Annotated in this window: 19 protein-coding genes, 5 tRNA genes and 2 pseudogenes; 7 read left to right on the forward strand and 19 right to left on the reverse strand. The window is 39.8% G+C overall.

The window, feature by feature from the left end:
- Nucleotide 1: 1 nt before the first annotated feature.
- The 9 genes from secE to MKP07_RS34195 all read right to left on the reverse strand — a co-directional run bounded on the left by secE (nt 2) and on the right by MKP07_RS34195 (nt 2991).
- The gene (secE, locus tag MKP07_RS34160; RefSeq protein ID WP_240852514.1) at nt 2-199 is read right to left on the reverse strand and encodes a preprotein translocase subunit SecE; all 198 of its coding nucleotides are present in this window, start codon (nt 197-199) and stop codon (nt 2-4) included.
- 93 nt (nt 200-292) lie between these two features.
- A tRNA-Trp gene (locus tag MKP07_RS34165) sits at nt 293-363 on the reverse strand.
- Nucleotides 364-427: 64 nt separating this feature from the next.
- Nucleotides 428-1468, reverse strand: coding sequence for an elongation factor Tu (gene tuf, locus MKP07_RS34170; protein ID WP_449589539.1), 1041 nt, complete (start codon nt 1466-1468; stop codon nt 428-430).
- Nucleotides 1469-1491: 23 nt separating this feature from the next.
- A complete protein-coding gene (locus MKP07_RS43920) occupies nt 1492-1614 on the reverse strand; it encodes a GTP-binding protein (protein ID WP_449589538.1) in 123 nt (40 codons plus the stop codon).
- A gap of 97 nt (nt 1615-1711) precedes the next feature.
- Nucleotides 1712-1786 (reverse strand) — tRNA-Thr (locus MKP07_RS34175).
- Nucleotides 1787-1876: 90 nt separating this feature from the next.
- Nucleotides 1877-1949: transfer RNA gene (locus MKP07_RS34180), tRNA-Gly, on the reverse strand.
- 93 nt (nt 1950-2042) lie between these two features.
- Nucleotides 2043-2125: transfer RNA gene (locus MKP07_RS34185), tRNA-Tyr, on the reverse strand.
- Nucleotides 2126-2211: 86 nt separating this feature from the next.
- A tRNA-Thr gene (locus MKP07_RS34190) sits at nt 2212-2283 on the reverse strand.
- 534 nt (nt 2284-2817) lie between these two features.
- Complete coding sequence (locus tag MKP07_RS34195; protein WP_240852515.1) at nt 2818-2991, reverse strand: hypothetical protein; 174 nt, start codon at nt 2989-2991, stop codon at nt 2818-2820.
- Between the two features lie 130 nt (nt 2992-3121).
- Between MKP07_RS34195 and MKP07_RS40490 the strand changes: the two genes are divergently transcribed.
- On the forward strand, nt 3122-3253 hold the full coding sequence (locus MKP07_RS40490; protein ID WP_262920133.1) for a hypothetical protein: 132 nt from the start codon (nt 3122-3124) through the stop codon (nt 3251-3253).
- Between the two features lie 260 nt (nt 3254-3513).
- Nucleotides 3514-5210: pseudogene (locus MKP07_RS34200) on the forward strand (outer membrane beta-barrel family protein).
- A gap of 76 nt (nt 5211-5286) precedes the next feature.
- On the opposite strand, the gene MKP07_RS34205 reads toward MKP07_RS34200, so the two are convergent.
- From MKP07_RS34205 to rpsU, 3 genes and pseudogenes are all read right to left on the reverse strand, one after another.
- On the reverse strand, nt 5287-5586 hold the full coding sequence (locus MKP07_RS34205) for an HPF/RaiA family ribosome-associated protein (protein ID WP_240852516.1): 300 nt from the start codon (nt 5584-5586) through the stop codon (nt 5287-5289).
- A gap of 131 nt (nt 5587-5717) precedes the next feature.
- Nucleotides 5718-6518: pseudogene (locus MKP07_RS34210) on the reverse strand (tyrosine-type recombinase/integrase).
- 152 nt (nt 6519-6670) lie between these two features.
- On the reverse strand, nt 6671-6868 hold the full coding sequence (gene rpsU / locus MKP07_RS34215; RefSeq protein WP_240852517.1) for a 30S ribosomal protein S21: 198 nt from the start codon (nt 6866-6868) through the stop codon (nt 6671-6673).
- Between the two features lie 107 nt (nt 6869-6975).
- On the opposite strand from rpsU, the gene MKP07_RS34220 reads away from it, so the two are divergent.
- The 5 genes from MKP07_RS34220 (at nt 6976) to MKP07_RS34240 (ending at nt 9825) form a co-directional block, all read left to right on the forward strand.
- On the forward strand, nt 6976-7233 hold the full coding sequence (locus MKP07_RS34220) for a hypothetical protein (protein WP_240852518.1): 258 nt from the start codon (nt 6976-6978) through the stop codon (nt 7231-7233).
- Nucleotides 7194-7571, forward strand: a complete 378-nt coding sequence (locus MKP07_RS34225) for a riboflavin synthase (RefSeq protein WP_240852519.1) — start codon at nt 7194-7196, stop codon at nt 7569-7571. Before MKP07_RS34220 ends, MKP07_RS34225 begins: the two co-directional genes overlap by 40 nt.
- Nucleotides 7572-7741: 170 nt before the next feature.
- Nucleotides 7742-8614 carry a cupin-like domain-containing protein gene (locus MKP07_RS34230; RefSeq protein WP_240852520.1) on the forward strand — a complete coding sequence of 291 codons (873 nt, stop codon included), beginning with the start codon at nt 7742-7744 and terminating at the stop codon, nt 8612-8614.
- Between the two features lie 438 nt (nt 8615-9052).
- Nucleotides 9053-9304, forward strand: coding sequence for a hypothetical protein (locus tag MKP07_RS34235; RefSeq protein WP_240852521.1), 252 nt, complete (start codon nt 9053-9055; stop codon nt 9302-9304).
- Between the two features lie 32 nt (nt 9305-9336).
- Nucleotides 9337-9825 (forward strand): hypothetical protein, encoded by a 489-nt coding sequence (locus MKP07_RS34240; RefSeq protein WP_240852522.1) that lies wholly within the window; start codon nt 9337-9339, stop codon nt 9823-9825.
- Between the two features lie 285 nt (nt 9826-10110).
- Here MKP07_RS34240 and MKP07_RS34245 read toward each other — a convergent pair whose 3' ends face one another.
- From MKP07_RS34245 to MKP07_RS34275, 7 genes are all read right to left on the reverse strand, one after another.
- Nucleotides 10111-10848, reverse strand: coding sequence for a shikimate dehydrogenase family protein (locus MKP07_RS34245; RefSeq protein ID WP_240852523.1), 738 nt, complete (start codon nt 10846-10848; stop codon nt 10111-10113).
- Nucleotides 10848-11621, reverse strand: coding sequence for a phosphosulfolactate synthase (locus tag MKP07_RS34250; protein WP_240852524.1), 774 nt, complete (start codon nt 11619-11621; stop codon nt 10848-10850). Before MKP07_RS34250 ends, MKP07_RS34245 begins: the two co-directional genes overlap by 1 nt.
- A 116-nt stretch (nt 11622-11737) precedes the next feature.
- Nucleotides 11738-12931 (reverse strand): tetratricopeptide repeat protein, encoded by a 1194-nt coding sequence (locus MKP07_RS34255; RefSeq protein ID WP_240852525.1) that lies wholly within the window; start codon nt 12929-12931, stop codon nt 11738-11740.
- Nucleotides 12925-13167, reverse strand: coding sequence for a hypothetical protein (locus MKP07_RS34260; protein WP_240852526.1), 243 nt, complete (start codon nt 13165-13167; stop codon nt 12925-12927). The genes MKP07_RS34255 and MKP07_RS34260 overlap by 7 nt, the downstream gene beginning before the upstream one ends.
- Before the next feature lie 614 nt (nt 13168-13781).
- Nucleotides 13782-14441 carry a hypothetical protein gene (locus MKP07_RS34265; RefSeq protein ID WP_240852527.1) on the reverse strand — a complete coding sequence of 220 codons (660 nt, stop codon included), beginning with the start codon at nt 14439-14441 and terminating at the stop codon, nt 13782-13784.
- Nucleotides 14442-14537: 96 nt separating this feature from the next.
- Nucleotides 14538-16061, reverse strand: a complete 1524-nt coding sequence (locus MKP07_RS34270; protein WP_240852528.1) for a YidC/Oxa1 family insertase periplasmic-domain containing protein — start codon at nt 16059-16061, stop codon at nt 14538-14540.
- Nucleotides 16048-16380 carry a hypothetical protein gene (locus tag MKP07_RS34275; RefSeq protein WP_240852529.1) on the reverse strand — a complete coding sequence of 111 codons (333 nt, stop codon included), beginning with the start codon at nt 16378-16380 and terminating at the stop codon, nt 16048-16050. The genes MKP07_RS34270 and MKP07_RS34275 overlap by 14 nt, the downstream gene beginning before the upstream one ends.
- Nucleotides 16381-16424 lie beyond the last annotated feature (44 nt).

A 16424-nucleotide genomic window follows, 5' to 3' on the forward strand; every position in this document is an offset into this window, starting at 1 on the left:
CTTAGCTGTATAATATTTTGTACAAGAAGTTAAGACCACCACCTGCTAAAAAGTCCATTACCCAAACCAACAGTGTAATGAGGATGGTAGCAACCAATACAATCATAGTAGATTGCTGTAACTGAGCCCAATCAGGCCAGGTTACTTTTTCAGCTAATTCTTTATAGCTATTTTTTAAATAATTGCCGAATTTGTTCATCTATAAAGTTTAAAGTTTAAGATTCAAGGTTTAAAGTTCCGGCTGTTGCCACGATCTAACTTTAAACTTTAAACATCAAACAACAAATGATTGCACGGGCACTAGGATTCGAACCCAGATCAACGGTTTTGGAGACCGGTATCCTACCATTGGACGATGCCCGTAAACTAATTAGCTAATTAGCGAACTGCTAATTAGCTAATTGTAGTATTTCAAAGAAATTAATTCTTACTTGATGATTTCAGTAACCTGACCAGCACCTACTGTACGACCACCTTCACGAATCGCAAACTTCAAACCTTTTTCCATTGCGATTGGAGTGATTAATTTTACAGTTAATGTAGTGTTATCACCAGGCATAACCATTTCTGTACCTTCTGGTAAAGAACATTCTCCAGTTACGTCAGTTGTACGGAAGTAGAACTGAGGACGGTATTTTTGGAAGAATGGAGTGTGACGACCACCTTCATCTTTGCTCAATACATAAACTTCACCTTTGAAGTCTGTGTGAGGAGTGATAGAACCTGGCTTACAAATTACCATACCACGACGGATTTGAGTTTTCTCAATACCACGTAATAATAAACCTGCGTTATCACCAGCTTCACCTTCGTCTAATATTTTACGGAACATTTCAACACCTGTTACAGTAGATGTTAAAGGTTTTTCCATTAAACCTACGATCTCAACTGGATCACCGGTTTTAATTTTACCTCTTTCAATACGACCTGTAGCAACTGTACCACGACCTGTGATAGAGAATACGTCCTCTACAGACATCAGCATTGGAAGATCAATTGGACGTGGAGGCAGAGGAATGTAAGTATCTACAGCATCCATCAATTCTGTGATAGCACCAACCCATTTTTCGTCACCAGCTAAAGCACCAGTTGCAGAACCTTTAATGATTGGAGTGTTATCACCGTCAAAACCACGTTTAGTTAACTCTTCACGAACTTCCATTTCAACAAGATCCAAAAGCTCTAAATCGTCTACTAAATCAACTTTATTTAAGAAAACCACCATTTTAGGTACACCAACCTGTGCAGCCAAAAGGATGTGTTCTTTAGTTTGAGGCATAGGACCATCAGTAGCAGCAACTACAAGGATAGCGCCATCCATCTGAGCAGCACCTGTGATCATATTTTTTACGTAGTCAGCGTGACCTGGGCAGTCAACGTGTGCGTAGTGACGGCTGTCAGTTTGATATTCTACGTGAGCAGTATTAATTGTGATACCCCTTTCTTTTTCTTCAGGTGCACCATCGATATCGTCATATTTCTTTGCAGTAGCTAAACCTTTTTCGCAAGAACTTCAGTAATAGCTGCAGTCAAAGTTGTTTTACCATGGTCAACGTGACCAATAGTACCAATGTTTACGTGGGGTTTCTCCCTCTTAAAGGTCTCTTTTGACATTGTTATCTGTTTTTAAAGTTGTTTTTATATTCTTGTACGATACAGCAAATTTACTAAAAGGTTTGTTGCGTCGTCTGTTTGTACTATTGTACACAGTTGGAGCTGTTGAAGAGAATTGAACTCTCGACCTCTTCCTTACCAAGGAAGTGCTCTACCCCTGAGCTACAACAGCGTTTGCCTAAGCTGACAGCTGACTGTTGTAGGTTGACAGTTCTCATTCTAATCGCTGTCTTCCGTTATCTCATCTCTGCCATCTACAAAGAGCGGGAGACCGGGCTCGAACCGGCCACCTGAAGCTTGGAAGGCTACCGCTCTACCAAATGAGCTACTCCCGCTAATAGTTCCAAACCGGAATTTCCAATTTGAAACTCAAAGAACTACTCTTTATTAACTTACCAACACATTGGCTTATTAGCTAATTAAGAAAGTGGGCAGTGAAGGATTCGAACCTCCGTACTCGTGAGAGAACAGATTTACAGTCTGTCGCCTTTAACCACTCGGCCAACTACCCATGTTAGTTTAAAAGTTGAGAGGTTGAAAAGTTGAAAAGAAATATCCTTATCAACATGTCAACCGGTAAACTAGTTAACTTAACTGAGCCGAAGAAGGAGTCGAACCCGCGACCTGCTGATTACAAATCAGCTGCTCTACCAACTGAGCTACTTCGGCTTTTAAATAAAGAACTAAATTTTTCAGATTTTCTACTATTCTGTAGCATTACAATTAATAGCACCCTCAAAATTTGGAAGGCAAAAGTAGGGGAATTTTCCAAACCTCAAAATACCCAAACAATATTTTTATAAAAATTTATTGTCACCTGTCTTTTTTCCTCTCATACCCCGGAAAATCACTGTTAATCTGCTTTTTTAAGACCCTTTATGAGTTGCAACAATTACGCGCTCCTGTTAAACGTTAAATCCTATATAAAGATGCGCTGCACAATATCGGGTACGTCATTGATATCATTGAAATGGGGACATAAATACTTATACAAAAATGTACGTATTGCCAGGGAGCCATTCTACCACTCGTCCCTTTTAACAATATAATTGTTATAATTCACATTATTTTTATTTAAAACCACTATAAGGGCAACAACCTGTTGTAAAACTGTAAATTTTGTAACACCAGAACTATTTGTCATGCACATTCATCCGCTGTTTAGATTTTTTTATCACTGATCTTTCTCCTCACGGGCACCAGCTATACAATTTTAGCACAACAGGGTTCCATTAAAGGAAAGCTCGAAGGACTAGCCGAAGGTGAACTACCTGTACTAAACCTGATAACTGCAAAAGACTCTGCACTGGTTAAAACAACCCTGCCCGACTCTACCGGGAAATTTGACTTTAACCAGTTAAAAGAAGGAGACTTCATCCTGAACATTAGCCATGTTGCTTATCAACCTTATTACAGCAAGCTGATCTCAATTAATAATGCCGGCCCGGTAATCAACCTTGCGACCATTCAGCTGGCGCCGAGAATCAGCGAACTGGAAACGGTAAAAGTGTCTGCAACAAAACCATTCATACAAAGAAAAATAGATCGTGTAGTGGTTAATCCTGATGCGCTGATCAGTAATGCCGGTACCACCTCGCTCGATGTACTTGAAAAAGCTCCGGGGTACTGGTTGATGTAGATGGAAATATTTCTATGAAGGGCAAACCGGGAGTAGTGGTATTCATCGACAACAAGCCCACCTATATGGCTTCCGGAGACCTGGCCAATTATTTACGTTCACTTCCGTCAAGTTCCATTGAAGCTATAGAACTGATGACAACACCTCCGGCAGGCTATGATGCAGCAGGCAACGCAGGCATCATCAATATTAAATTAAAAAAGAATACAGTAAAGGGATTAAATGGTGGCATCAATCTTAGCTATGGCCAGGGAAAGTACATGCGTTCGAATAACAGCTTTAATTTCAACTACCGCATTAACAAGTTCAATCTCTTCAGCAACTTTAGCTGGAATCAAAATAACAGCTACCAGGATCTTACAATTAACCGGTATTATTACAAGCCTGACGGAACTTACAATTCGGCGTTTTCGCAAAACTCTTACATAAAAAGAAAATCTACCGGTCAAAATGCAAGGATTGGCGTGGATTATTATCTGAGCAAAAAATCAACTCTTGGAGCGGTTTTGTCTGGATTCATTAACCCCGGCGAATCGGGAATACTCAACAATGCACAGGTACTGAATGCCAATAACACCCCCACATCTTTGATTAATGCGGTAAGCGAATCCGACAGGAAATGGATCAACGGAAGTGCCAACCTGAACTACAGTTATAAACTTGACGAAAAAGGAAAAGAATTAACGGCCAATGCAGATTATATCTCCTATCGCGCCGATCAAACACAAAGCCTGATTAACAGTAGCTTTACACCCGACCGCGGATTGACGGACCGCTCACTTCTGGAGTCCACACTTCCGGCAACCATAAAAATACAAACAGCTAAAGTAGATTACGCTCACCCTTTTGAAAAGGCTGGCAAAATGGAAATAGGGATCAAAAGCAGCTTTGTAAATACCGACAACACCGCATCTTTCTCTGACGTTGTGAATGATGTTGCTACACCCAATTATGAGTTCTCTAACCGTTTTAAATATAAAGAGAATATTAATGCGGTTATTTGAACTATTCAAGGGACTGGGATAAGTTTTCTCTGCAATTGGGCTTGCGTCTTGAGAATACCAGGATCAACGGGCATCAGTTAGGCAATCCGTTGATTTCAGACTCCAGCTTTACAAGAGATTATACGGGCCTGTTCCCTACCCTTTACCTGGCCTATCGTGTGGATAGCGCTCAGAAACATCAATTGGGTTTTTCTTTAGGCAGAAGGATAGACCGGCCTGATTACCAGGATTTGAACCCGTTTACCTACCCTATTGACAGGTTTACTTACTATGGCGGAAATCCGTTTTTAGTTCCCACTTATTCGTATAACCTGGAGGTATCGCATACCTACAAAAACAAGATCACCACATCGCTCGAATACAGTATAATAAAAAACCTGATACAGGAAACCAATGAACAAAAAGGAACCATATACTACAGCAGGCCAGGTAACTATGGACAGCAAACGGTTTTTGGTCTTACCATGAATGGTAGCCTGCAGCCTTATAAATGGTGGACCCTGCAATTATATACAGAGTTTAAAAATGTAGGGTTCCAATCCATTCTTTACGGGCAAACACTGGATGAGAAGAGGTGGTATTGGTATATCGGCCCCACCAATCAATTCACTATCACCAAAAACCTAAGTGCAGAGTTGGCAGGCTCCTATCAAACAAGAATATTATCAGGGCAGTTTCTTACGATCCCTGTATGGCAGGTACGTACCGGGCTTTCTCAGAAAGTACTAAAAGGAAATGGTACTGTACGGTTGAACTTATCAGATATCTTTTATACCAATCAACCAGGCGGCGATATCAGGAATATTGCTAACTCAAAAGCTAACTGGCTTAGCAAACTGGACAGCCGTGTATTTACGATAAGTTTCTCTTACAGGTTCAACAAAGGTAAAACACTTAATATACGGCAGTCTGGCGGATCAGAGTCAGAGAAAGGCAGGGTTCGAGCAAGCTAATTTTACAGATAAAAGTCAGAAAATAACGAGCACAAAAAAGCCCCACGCAGGTTGCGTGGGGCTTGTAGTATTTTATTTAAGCAATCAACTTTTCTTTTCGTCTTTTAACCTGGTTTACCAAAGAATCGAAAGCGGCTTCAAATGATTCTTCAAAGGACTTACTGGTGGATTTAACAAAGAAACTATGACGGGGCACATGCACTTTTATCTCCACAATCTTGTCCTTAATGTTATGTACCACGTTATCCAGTTTTAGAAAAACATCCGACTCAATAATGCGATCATGAAACGTATTTAACTTATCCATTTTGCGGCTCACCAATTCAATAAGTTTCTGATCGGCATTGAAATTAACCGTTTGAATGTTTACATTCATAGTTCATATATTTAAGAGTGAATAATCGAAATAAATTCTGTTTCAAAGAACTGTTTTAGCTTACAAACTAAAGTTACTAAAAACAACACCTATTCTCAAAAAATTATTTGCTAAAGTTTTTATATAAAAATTCAGGCTTTGGGGTGGGCATTTTTATACACTTCTTTTAGCTTTTCGATTGTATTATGCGTATAAACCTGGGTCGCGGCCAGGCTGGAATGGCCCAGCAATTCTTTAACTGCATTTAACTCAGCGCCATTATTTACCAGGTGGGTTGCAAATGTATGCCGAAGCACATGCGGGCTTTTTTATCGAGTGTTGCTACTTCAGAAAGTACTTTTTCACGAGAAGATAGGCATACTTAGGATACAACTTATTACCTTTTTCTGTAACCATCAATTCTGTTGCCGGCTGCTCAAACTCTTTTCTTTTAGCGCAATATATTCTTCTATCTCTTGTAATATGTCTCTTGTAAGAGGGATACTGCGCTCCTTATTGCCCTTACCCAAAACTTTCACCTGCTGCCGGTTAAAATCTACCTGATTTTCCTTCAGGTTGATCAGCTCGCTTAAACGCATACCGGTAGCATAAAAGAGCGTCATCAGCATTTTCTCGTTCAGGGTTTTCCAGCTTTCGGTAGCAGTTTCTACCCTGTTCTTCAATACCGCAACGTCGTCCTCCTTAATAAACACAGGTAAACGCTTGTTGGTCTTTGGAGAAACAATTTTAGCCATCGGGTTGGCCTGGATATTCCCGAGTTTGAGGTGATATTTAAAGAAAGATTTAAGCGTGGATATTTTACGGTTAATGCTCCGGGATGTGAGCTTATTTTCTTTCAATTCGACCAGCCAGCTTCTTACATGCAGGTAATTCAACTCTATAAAATTGACATCCCCGTATACACTCAGCAAAAACAGGTTAAAATCCTGCAAATCTGTACCATAGGCAAGTATAGTATGCTGGGAAAACCTTTTTCAAATTTCAAAAAATTGATAAAAGGGTCTATTTGCTCTTTGAATGTGTCAGACATGAAAAAAGTCCTACAATTATGTAGGACTGCAATTTATTTAAAATCTTATTCTAATTATAATTCGATTTTACCGCTGGCGATCTGCTGCTTGTAAACGGCTTTTAAAACCTGGCCACGACGTCTTATCGAAGGCTTAATAAAAGCTTGACGTTCACGCAATTGTAAAAGAACTTTAGATTTCTCAAATTTCTTTTTGTACTTTTTTAGCGCTTTATCAATGTTTTCGCAGTCTTTAGAATCTATAATTAACATAATTTATATACCTCCCTTTGGTAAATTTTTTAAGAGTGCAAAGATAGTATATTCTTTTTTACAAACAAATATTTTGGATATTATGTTATTGTGTAGAAATTAGCGCCATGTTTACAGGTATTATTGAAGCTTTAGGGGTTGTAAAGAAAGTAGCCATCGCAGGCAGTAATAGAACATTCTGGGTAGAAAGCCCCATCAGCCATGAATTAAAGGTAGATCAAAGTGTAAGCCATAACGGAGTATGCCTTACTGTAGAATCTATAGCAGCTGGCATTCATTCGGTGACGGCTATTGATGAAACCCTTCAAAAACCAACCTGGGAACCTTGCGGGAAGGAGATTTGCTTAACCTGGAACGTTGTATGATCATGAACGGCCGGCTGGATGGCCATATTGTACAAGGTCATGTAGACGGTACAGCCCAATGTATCTCCGTATCAGAAAAGGAAGGAAGCTGGGAATATGAATTTCAGTTTGACGAACAGTTTGCTCCTTTAGTTATCGAAAAAGGCTCTGCCTGTGTCAACGGTATCAGCTTAACTGTTTTTGACGTTAAAAGAAGCAGTTTTAAAGTCGCTATCATCCCCTACACTTATAATCACACCAATATTAAAGAGGTCGCAGCGAGCAGTACCGTAAACATTGAATTTGACGTAATAGGCAAGTATATTATGCGTAAAAACGAACTAAATCATCAACGCTGATACTACTAACAAACTGTAAGACAAGACAAACTGTGTATTACTAAAAAAGTTTCCGGTTCAGGAGCGAACACTAACAGGCCTCATTGTAGTTTCCTGCTTCAACCACCTGTTATTTTTTTCAATATTATTTTTTTGTTGCATATTTTTGTAGCTTGTTTAAATAAGAAGCGATGAATTTAAGACCTATCCCAACGGTTGAGAATCTTTCTCCCGCCGACTTTAAAGCCAGCTACTACAATACCTATCAGCCACTGATCATTAAAGGACTTGCCCGGCAGTGGCCAGCTTATAACAAATGGAACTGGGACTACTTTATTGACATTGTAGGGACGAAAGAAGTGGGTGTATATAATAATGTAAAGAGTGATTCTTACACGCCCATCAATACAGCAGATGCTTACATGAAATTTGGCGAATACCTGCAAATGGTAAAAAAAGGGCCAGTTGACCTGCGCATTTTTCTGTTTAACATATTTCAACACGCGCCTCAAATTGTACAAGACTTTTCGTGGCCTGACGAATACATGAAGGGCTTTGTAAAAAGATTCCCCATGTTATTTGTAGGCGGCCAGGGTGCTATCACCCATATGCATTTCGATATAGATCTTAGTCATATATTACACACCCAATTTGCAGGGCGCAAGCGGGTGTTATTATTTCCTTTTGAAGAACAGCATAAATTGTACAGGAAACCCTGGGAAGTGCTAAGCCTTGCCAACTACGCTCATTACAATGAGCAATTTGATTATGACAACTTCCCTGCGGTAAAACTTGCTAACGGCTATGAGGCTATACTCGAACACGGTGATACCCTATTTATGCCCGCAGGTTACTGGCACCACATGGAATATATTGACGCAGGCTTTGCTATGAGCCTTCGTGCCCTGCAGAGCAGTATCGGTGGTAAACTGAATGGCGTATGGAATCTTTTCGGTATGCGCAATATTGATACACTGATGAAAAAACAGCACCTAAGTGGTGGTACGACCGAAAAAAGAGAAATTATATCAATACGCTGCCAGGAGCTGGCTGCTGCCAAATAATCATTCCGTTACAGAACGAAAATCTCGATAATTTTTATACTCACTTCAACGGCGTTTTACTCTTTAATACGTTGGCTGGCATTAATAAGTCATGCTCCATAAAAGCATTAGATAGCGAGAGCTCCCTAAAGCCTGTTTGGATGGTATCACATTTTGCGACACCATAATGCAACTTCACTCTCTGTCAGCTTAAAGATGAAAGCTACAGGAAAGCGTTCTGTATTTCACTTCACCTACTTCATTCAATCTTCTTGTTTCCACCCCATAGATTTCAGCCAGGTCACGCCCCAACCCGCCGGACGGGTAGGCATCACTTTCTGGCCGCGCAGCAAATAGATTTTACTGATTTTTCAGGTGATTACAGGATGGAAGTAGCATTTCATCATGCCTCCCGCTAAAATGCACTATTTTCGCGGCCCGTGAAAAGAGAATATTGCAATGAGCGAACTCAAAGAACAAATATATACAGGCAGTAATTGCATCGAAGTTCAATACTATTTTGAAGAAGAAACGCATTTAATGGATGCGCTGGTTCAAAATAAATGTGAATATGAATTGTTAGCACTTATTAAAGAAGTAGCTGCGCGCTTCCGGCTGAGTATTCATATAGAAACCGCTCCCCTGGCAGAAAAAGGATTCAGATGGCGTTTTAAGGTAGCGTTGAAAAAGACAACAAAACCGGCCCTGTAGCTATTACCATTGCGACCGCTGTTTTAGTAGCCATGATCGCCAATCCATTAACAACGTCAGGTAGTGAAGAGGCGAAACAGCTAATTGATCAATTAATTGCAACACCCGAATTTGAGCAGTCTGCAGGCGAAAAAACAAAAACACTGGTTGAAAAAAGAGTGCAGCAGATGATCGCCAGCTGCAGCAACCTCGATTCCAGCAATATTCTGAAGAAACGTAGATCAAATTTCTTTGAGCTCCTGAAAAAATATCCCAGGATCAATAGGGTGCAACTGACAGCTGTAGATGAGCAACGGTCTACCATAACCCAGGAAAAAACAATTACCCGCCAGCAATTTGAGCAACAGATATTAACCTCGGATGTATTAGAACCAGAAGAGATTGACAATGTAGATATAGAAATCGTTTCCCCTGTGCTAAAGAAAAGCAATTACAAATGGGTGGGCGTTTACAATGGCAAAGCGCGTTCATTTACCATGCTATCCAAAGAATTTAAAAACTGGTTCAGTCTGGAAAAGTAGAATTTAAAAACGGGACCATCATTAATTGCCAGATATCCATTCACAAAAAGATCAACAGTGAGGGTACAGAACGCATTACCGGCATGACAATCGACAGGGTAAATCAATACTACGAAAACGATAAGCCGGTGGAAACAAACGAGGGTAAAAAACAAAAGAAGCCACCAGAACAAGGACCAACCCAACAATTAGCGCTCTTTATGTAGGAGTTGCCTCCGGCCTTAAATAAGGGGGATCGCTTTTAAACAACAGCCTGGAAAAGTAACAGAGGTTTTAAGCAATGCGCTAAAGGCTGTCATCGTTCCATATCTGCCAGCTTAATTCTGCTTGTCCCACCAGCATTTCATAACCATTTTTTATGGCTGCGCCCCGCTCGGCTCCTTTTTGAAGAAATAAAGTTTTGGCCGGATTATACACCAAATCGTATAAGTAATTATCTGCATTTAAATATGCATAGGGAATATCAGGGGCGGTGTCCACTTTCGGAAAACTACCTAAAGGCGTAGAATTGATAATAAGCGGGTATTCCCTGATTATGGTGCTGTTGAGTTCATCATAAGTAAAACCGGCGCCCTTGCTACGCGATACATACGCGTACTCAATGCCCAGGCTTTGTAAAACATACAGCACGGCTTTTGCGGCACCACCTGTTCCCAATATCAGGGCTTTCTTATGATGAGATTGAAGCTGGGGCAATAACGACTGCCTAAATGCAGGAGCATCTGTATTGAAACCGGTTAGCCTGCCGCCATTTATTTTAATACAATTACAGGCGCCTATATTCTTAGCTTCTTCGTTCAAGCCAGACAAAAAAGGAATGACCTGCTCTTTATAAGGAATTGTCACATTCAAACCTTTAAGATCCGGTTGTGTAGCTAGCAACTCCTTTAGCAACGAAATATTTTCAAGAGGGAATAATTCATATGCAGCTTCGGCTATTCCTTCTTTTTCAAATTTCCCGGTAAAGTATTTTTTAGAGAAAGACTGCGCCAGAGGCATGCCGATAAGCCCGTACAAATTCATCAGGCAGAAGTTTTCTTATTCAGGTATAAGTCGAATGTATCTCCACGAAGCCCGATGCGCATGGCTTCGAGCGCTATTACCTCATTAGGCGGTATGTTACCTAAATTTACATTACAACCGATCAGTTCAAGAAAGTAAAGCTGTTGCGCTTTCTGAGGAGCTTCCCACAGAATTTTCTCTGCCGGTATTTGTGTCAGGATTTCCTGTACCAGGCCTTCACGCACTTCCCCGCTACCACGATAGATACCAACATTACCGGCTTCTCTGGCCTCCGCTATCACGTAAGAAGAGCCTGCTTCGAGTTCCGCGCGCATTAGTTCAATCCATTTATAAGGAGGTATGATATGGGTTGCATCTTTACTTCCTACTTCACTTAATACCGTGCCGTGCTGGGTAAGTTTTTCTATATAGCCACACTTTTCTGCATGAGGTATTTCTATCGAGCCATCGCTCACTTCCATATAATCAATGCCAAAAGATTTACAGGTATCAATATAATCCTGTATTTGGTTGCGCACCAAATAGGCCTCAAACAAAGTACCTCCAAAATAAACGGCCATGCCATGCGACTTATATAAAGCGATCTTTTCTTCCAGCCTGGGCGTAACCACAGCTGTACCAAAACCCAGCTTCACAATGTCTACATGTGGTTGCGATACATCCATAAAGTTTTTGGCTTCATCGAGGCTAAGGCCTTTATCCATCACCATTGTAAGCCCAGCGGTTCGAGGTTGTTGATTCCTTTCTGGTAGTTGAGTCAGATTAAACTTCATTCCCTAATTCAAATTAGTATAGCGGCAAATGTATTATATATTGTTCAATAATAGGAAAGATAATAAGGCATATAAAAATACTCCCTGTATTATCAAATACAGGGAGCACTTAAAAACTATTTACCGCTTTTGCGTTTTTTATATTTTAAAATAAGGTCGGCCACCTGCTGATGCTGCAGCATAGAAGGGTTGATCTGTATAATTTTCTTCAATTGAGCGGGCGCCTCAGTAAGCGCGTCTTCCAAGTGCAGTAAGGCTTCCTTTCGTTTACCCATCACAAAATACAGCAGTGCCTTATAATAAGTAAATACAGGTTTGTTCTTTGTCATCATAACTGCATTATCCAGTTGCTTTAACGCCTCTTCGTAATATTTAGCATCATAAAGACACTTAATAAGCGCTTCCCAACCTATAGCAGATTTGGGCTTCAATCTCACTACATTGGTAAAGTACTGTATGGCTTCTTTTGTAAAACCCAGTTGCATTTTACATTCACCCATCAGAATATTATACTCCGCCTTATTACGCTTTAACTTCAAAGCCGTATCCAGCTGTTTTATACAGAGCTCGTACTTCTCTTCTTTATAATAGGTAAACGCCATTTTATAAGCCAGGTAACCCACTTCCGGATTCAAATGAGAAGCTTTGCGATAGTAAAACCGTGCCTGGGCATAATTTTTCATCTTTTCATAGCAGTAACCAATCGCCTCATAAATAACATCCTCAGGCTTGGAAAGCTCCAGCACTTTTTCCAAACTCTCGATAGCATCCTTGTATTTACGCAAACGTATATACGCATCGCCTATATTACGATAAGCATAATCCATTTTCTCATCGATAACCAGCGCATACAGGTAAGCATCTATAGCTTTCTCATATAACTTAATTCCCTGAAAAGCCGCACCCAGGTTAAACCAGGCTAGCTCGCTATAGGGATAGTCATCAATTATTTTCTTATGAATCTCAATACTTTCTGCATTACGCCCGGTATAATCTGTCCAAAAACAAATTTTATACAGTGCTTCTTCATTATCCGGCTCCTGGTGGAGAATCTCCTTCAAACAATCGAAGACTTTATCAAAATCTTCGTAATCATCGTAAACATCTGCCAATTCAAATAACAGCTCTACCCTATCCTCGCCTTCAAAGAGTTCGAGCGCTTCATTCAACAAGGCTACGGCCTCTTCCTGGCGATCCAGGGCCAGGAAAGCCTCCGTTTTTAAAATATAGATATCAATATTGCTGTTGTCGAAAATAGCCGCCTGCTCCAGCAAGGTCAGTGCCTCGTCATATTGCCGCCTGTTTAACAACAGGTCTGCTTTTTGATCAGCAAGGACGCAGAATAAGGAAACTGCTCCGTTGCAATTTCTACGGCTTGCAAAGCCTTAATATATTGTTCCTGCGACTCAAAATGTTCAATAATTTTTTCGAAAGCCTCTTCCTCCAGATAAGAACTGCCCCTTCCCTTTCTAAGGTTCTCATATCGTTGCAACAGTTCATCTAATTCCTGGTCTTTATCTTCATCGTGTTGGGAAAAATCTCTCATAATAATCTTCTTTAAATATTAAACGAACGACCGAACTATTAACAATTACTAATTTATACCAGTTCAACAATTAAACCAGCACTAAGTTTTCCTCCTATTGTGAAAAACTATTTTTGGCCCAATATTTGGCATTTTAACAATTGTTAATAAAAAATTAAAATTTATTATACATTCTCATAAAATTTCGTATCTTTGTTATGTCTTTAAATCATACGTTATGCTAAAGGCCATTTTTTTTAACCTTCTGTTTATCTTTTCTTTATCCGCAGTAGCATTTGCGGAGGAGAGGTAGTTGCTGATGATTTCGGTAAAGAAAAACCTAAAAATTTTTCATTAGACAATAAATCATCGAAGCAGCTCAATTCTTTTTCATTGAGATCGCCTATGTATTTCAAAGGTGAAAACCTTATTAATACTGAGTCGGCAGCCAATGCAACTTATTCAAACCTGAATATTATTAGTTTTCAAAAAGGTCAGAATAGCTATTTGCTTCCTTACAAAAAGAAAGCAATTTTGAATAAACTTACTTTTAATCCAAACGAAATATTGCGGAATTACTCCGGTAAGTAGAAAAAGTTTACAGATAAAAAAAATCCCGGTTTCCCGGGATTTTTTTATCTGGTATTTTGTGTTTTAAATTCAGTGTAAGACATCACACGATATCCCGTCTTGGGAATATCAAATTTTGCCAGGGCCACCGGGGTGAATTCGATATTAGAAACAGTAAAAGTAACTTTGTCATTTCCCCTTGCTGCATCGTATTGCATAGCTAATCCTGGCAACCCTTTGTTAATGCTTTGAAAATTAGCATTTGTGGGAATCAGATCCTTTGTAAAAAAAACAGTGAAAGCTGTGCCATTAGCTAGTTTACCGGTTGCTTTCTGACACTGGTAGCCGGCTATTTTCTTAAACTCATTTTCAATTTTGTAGGTTACGCCCTCGTATCTTTTATTATAAGACTTCCACTCTGCATTGGAATAGCTAATCAGAAATTTCTTATTTCCATACTCCCTTACATCATTGGCTGTACCGCTCTTGTCATCGTAGATAGTGAACTGCGAGCCGAGCGAGCTTATAAAATCAGAGCGGCTCATATTACCCTTTACATAGATAATATTAGTGGAGCCATCCAGCATATCAGCCTTTTTGGGAGTATGATTATCTGTGCTGACCACTATATCATAATAGATGGTGGCTTCAGTTAGCTTTTTTTGCGCTACCGACAACTTAGCTCCTAATACAAGAGCCAGTAGGGGTAAAAATCGAGTTTTCATTTTAGTTGAATTCAATATAACCTATAGACGCTACAAGATAAACAATAAGTTGCTTAAAAAAATCCGGGCTATAAATAACCCGGATTTCTATGATACTTATTTCTTATTTTGTTTTTGCTGCATTTGCTTCTGCTGTTCCTGCATTTGCTCCAGCCGCTCCTGCCACTTGGATTTGCCTTTAGGCTTTTTGCGATTGGCTTCAATTTTTGCCAGAATCTTGTTGTGATCGATAATGTAGTTCTGGATAATAAACTGCAATACTAATGTAATGATATTCGATACCGTGTAATACCATGTAAGAGCCGATGGTAGCTTATTAAATATAAACAGCAGGAATATAGGCATAATATAAGGCATATACTTCATCATCGGATTATTTTGATCCGGTGTCATGCTCATACTGTACAAAGAAATTAGTAAGCTGGTGATTACCGCTGCAATCGTGAATAAGCTCAGGTGATCTCCTAACAACGGTATATTAAATCCGAATTTGATAGGTGCATCGTAGGCTGATAGGTCGTGAGACCACAAGAAATCTACACCTCTCAAATCTACATTGGAACTAAAGAAGCTATATAAAGCAAAGAAGATAGGAATTTGTAATAAAGCTGGTATACAACCGCCTAAAGGATTTACACCTGCTTCTCTGAACAACTTCATCTGGTCCATGCTCATGGCCTGCTGATCATCACCATGCTTTTCTTTGAGCTTGGCTATTTCAGGTCTTAGCGCCTTCATTTTGGCACCACTCAAATAACTGCTATAGTTTAAAGGAGAGATAAGGAGCCTGATGATAAGCGTAAGTAAGGCGATAATAATACCATAGCTGGATACAAAGCCCTTAAAGAAATTAAAAATAGGAATAACCGCATACTGGTTCAATGGTCTTACAAAAGCGTAAATACCCTGCCCCAGGTTTACAAGTTTGCTCAACCCACCCCCTTCTTTCTTCAGGATATTATAATCAGCAGGTCCGTAAAATAAACTCAGCGGTACTGTTGCCGTAGCAGCAGGGTTGATAGAAACGCGCATATTGGCAGTGGACTGAGAAACAATATGACTATTGCTTTCTGGCATACTCCATTCCATTTTGCCACCAGAAAATTTATTCTTTGCTATTAAAAATGTATTGAAAAAGCGTTGTCTCACACCAACCCACTCTACTGATTTGCTAAATTCTACAATATTGGTTTTGCCGATGGTATGGTAGTCAAAGCTGCCATCTTCCATATAGCCTACCTGTGTATTTTGCTTTTCAAACTCAATATCACCTTCCTGCTGATGAGCTTCATACTGCCACATCAGGTTTAAATTACCCTGTGTAAGCAACTGTGCAGGCTGACTTAAAGAAATATTAAGGTCAATTTTATAGGTATCCGGATAAATAATATACTGGTGCGTGATATAGGTGTTGCTTTGCGTGCTATCACCTCCCTTTAACTCAAAACTCACCAATTGAGAACCTGAAGGCCCCTGCTCTACCTTACCATTGCTAAAGAACAGGTCGGCAGTTTGAGAGCTTTGATTGGCGGCTGTGTTAATGGCATAGCTGATCTTATTGAAATCAGAAGCAGCTAATTTCACCGGTTGCTGTGTTTCTGAATTCTTAAATTTTTTCAACTCTACGTATTTGGGTTGCCCCCTTATTAGTAAAAGCAACTTTAAACACACTATTTTCTGCAAAAATCAATTGCTCTTGTCCATTTGCTGATTGTTGAAACATCCCTGCTTTGGCAACATGTAGTTGAGAATCAGCTTTTAAGGCGTTTAAACGCAATGCAGCAGAGTCTACTTTAGGCTGCATTGCTTTCGCAATAGAGTCCTGCAGTGCCTGTTCTGCGCGGGCAGCAGTTTGCTGTTTCGAATTATAAACAAAATAAAAGATAAAAAGCACCGCCAAAAGAGAAAAACCAATGACGGTATTACGATCAAACTTCATTATGAGCTGTAATTTTTTGTCCGAAGAACCCCTTCGGAAGGGCG

The organism is Paraniabella hibiscisoli (assembly GCF_022512515.1).
In the GTDB taxonomy this organism is placed as follows: Bacteria; Bacteroidota; Bacteroidia; order Chitinophagales; family Chitinophagaceae; genus Niabella; species Niabella hibiscisoli.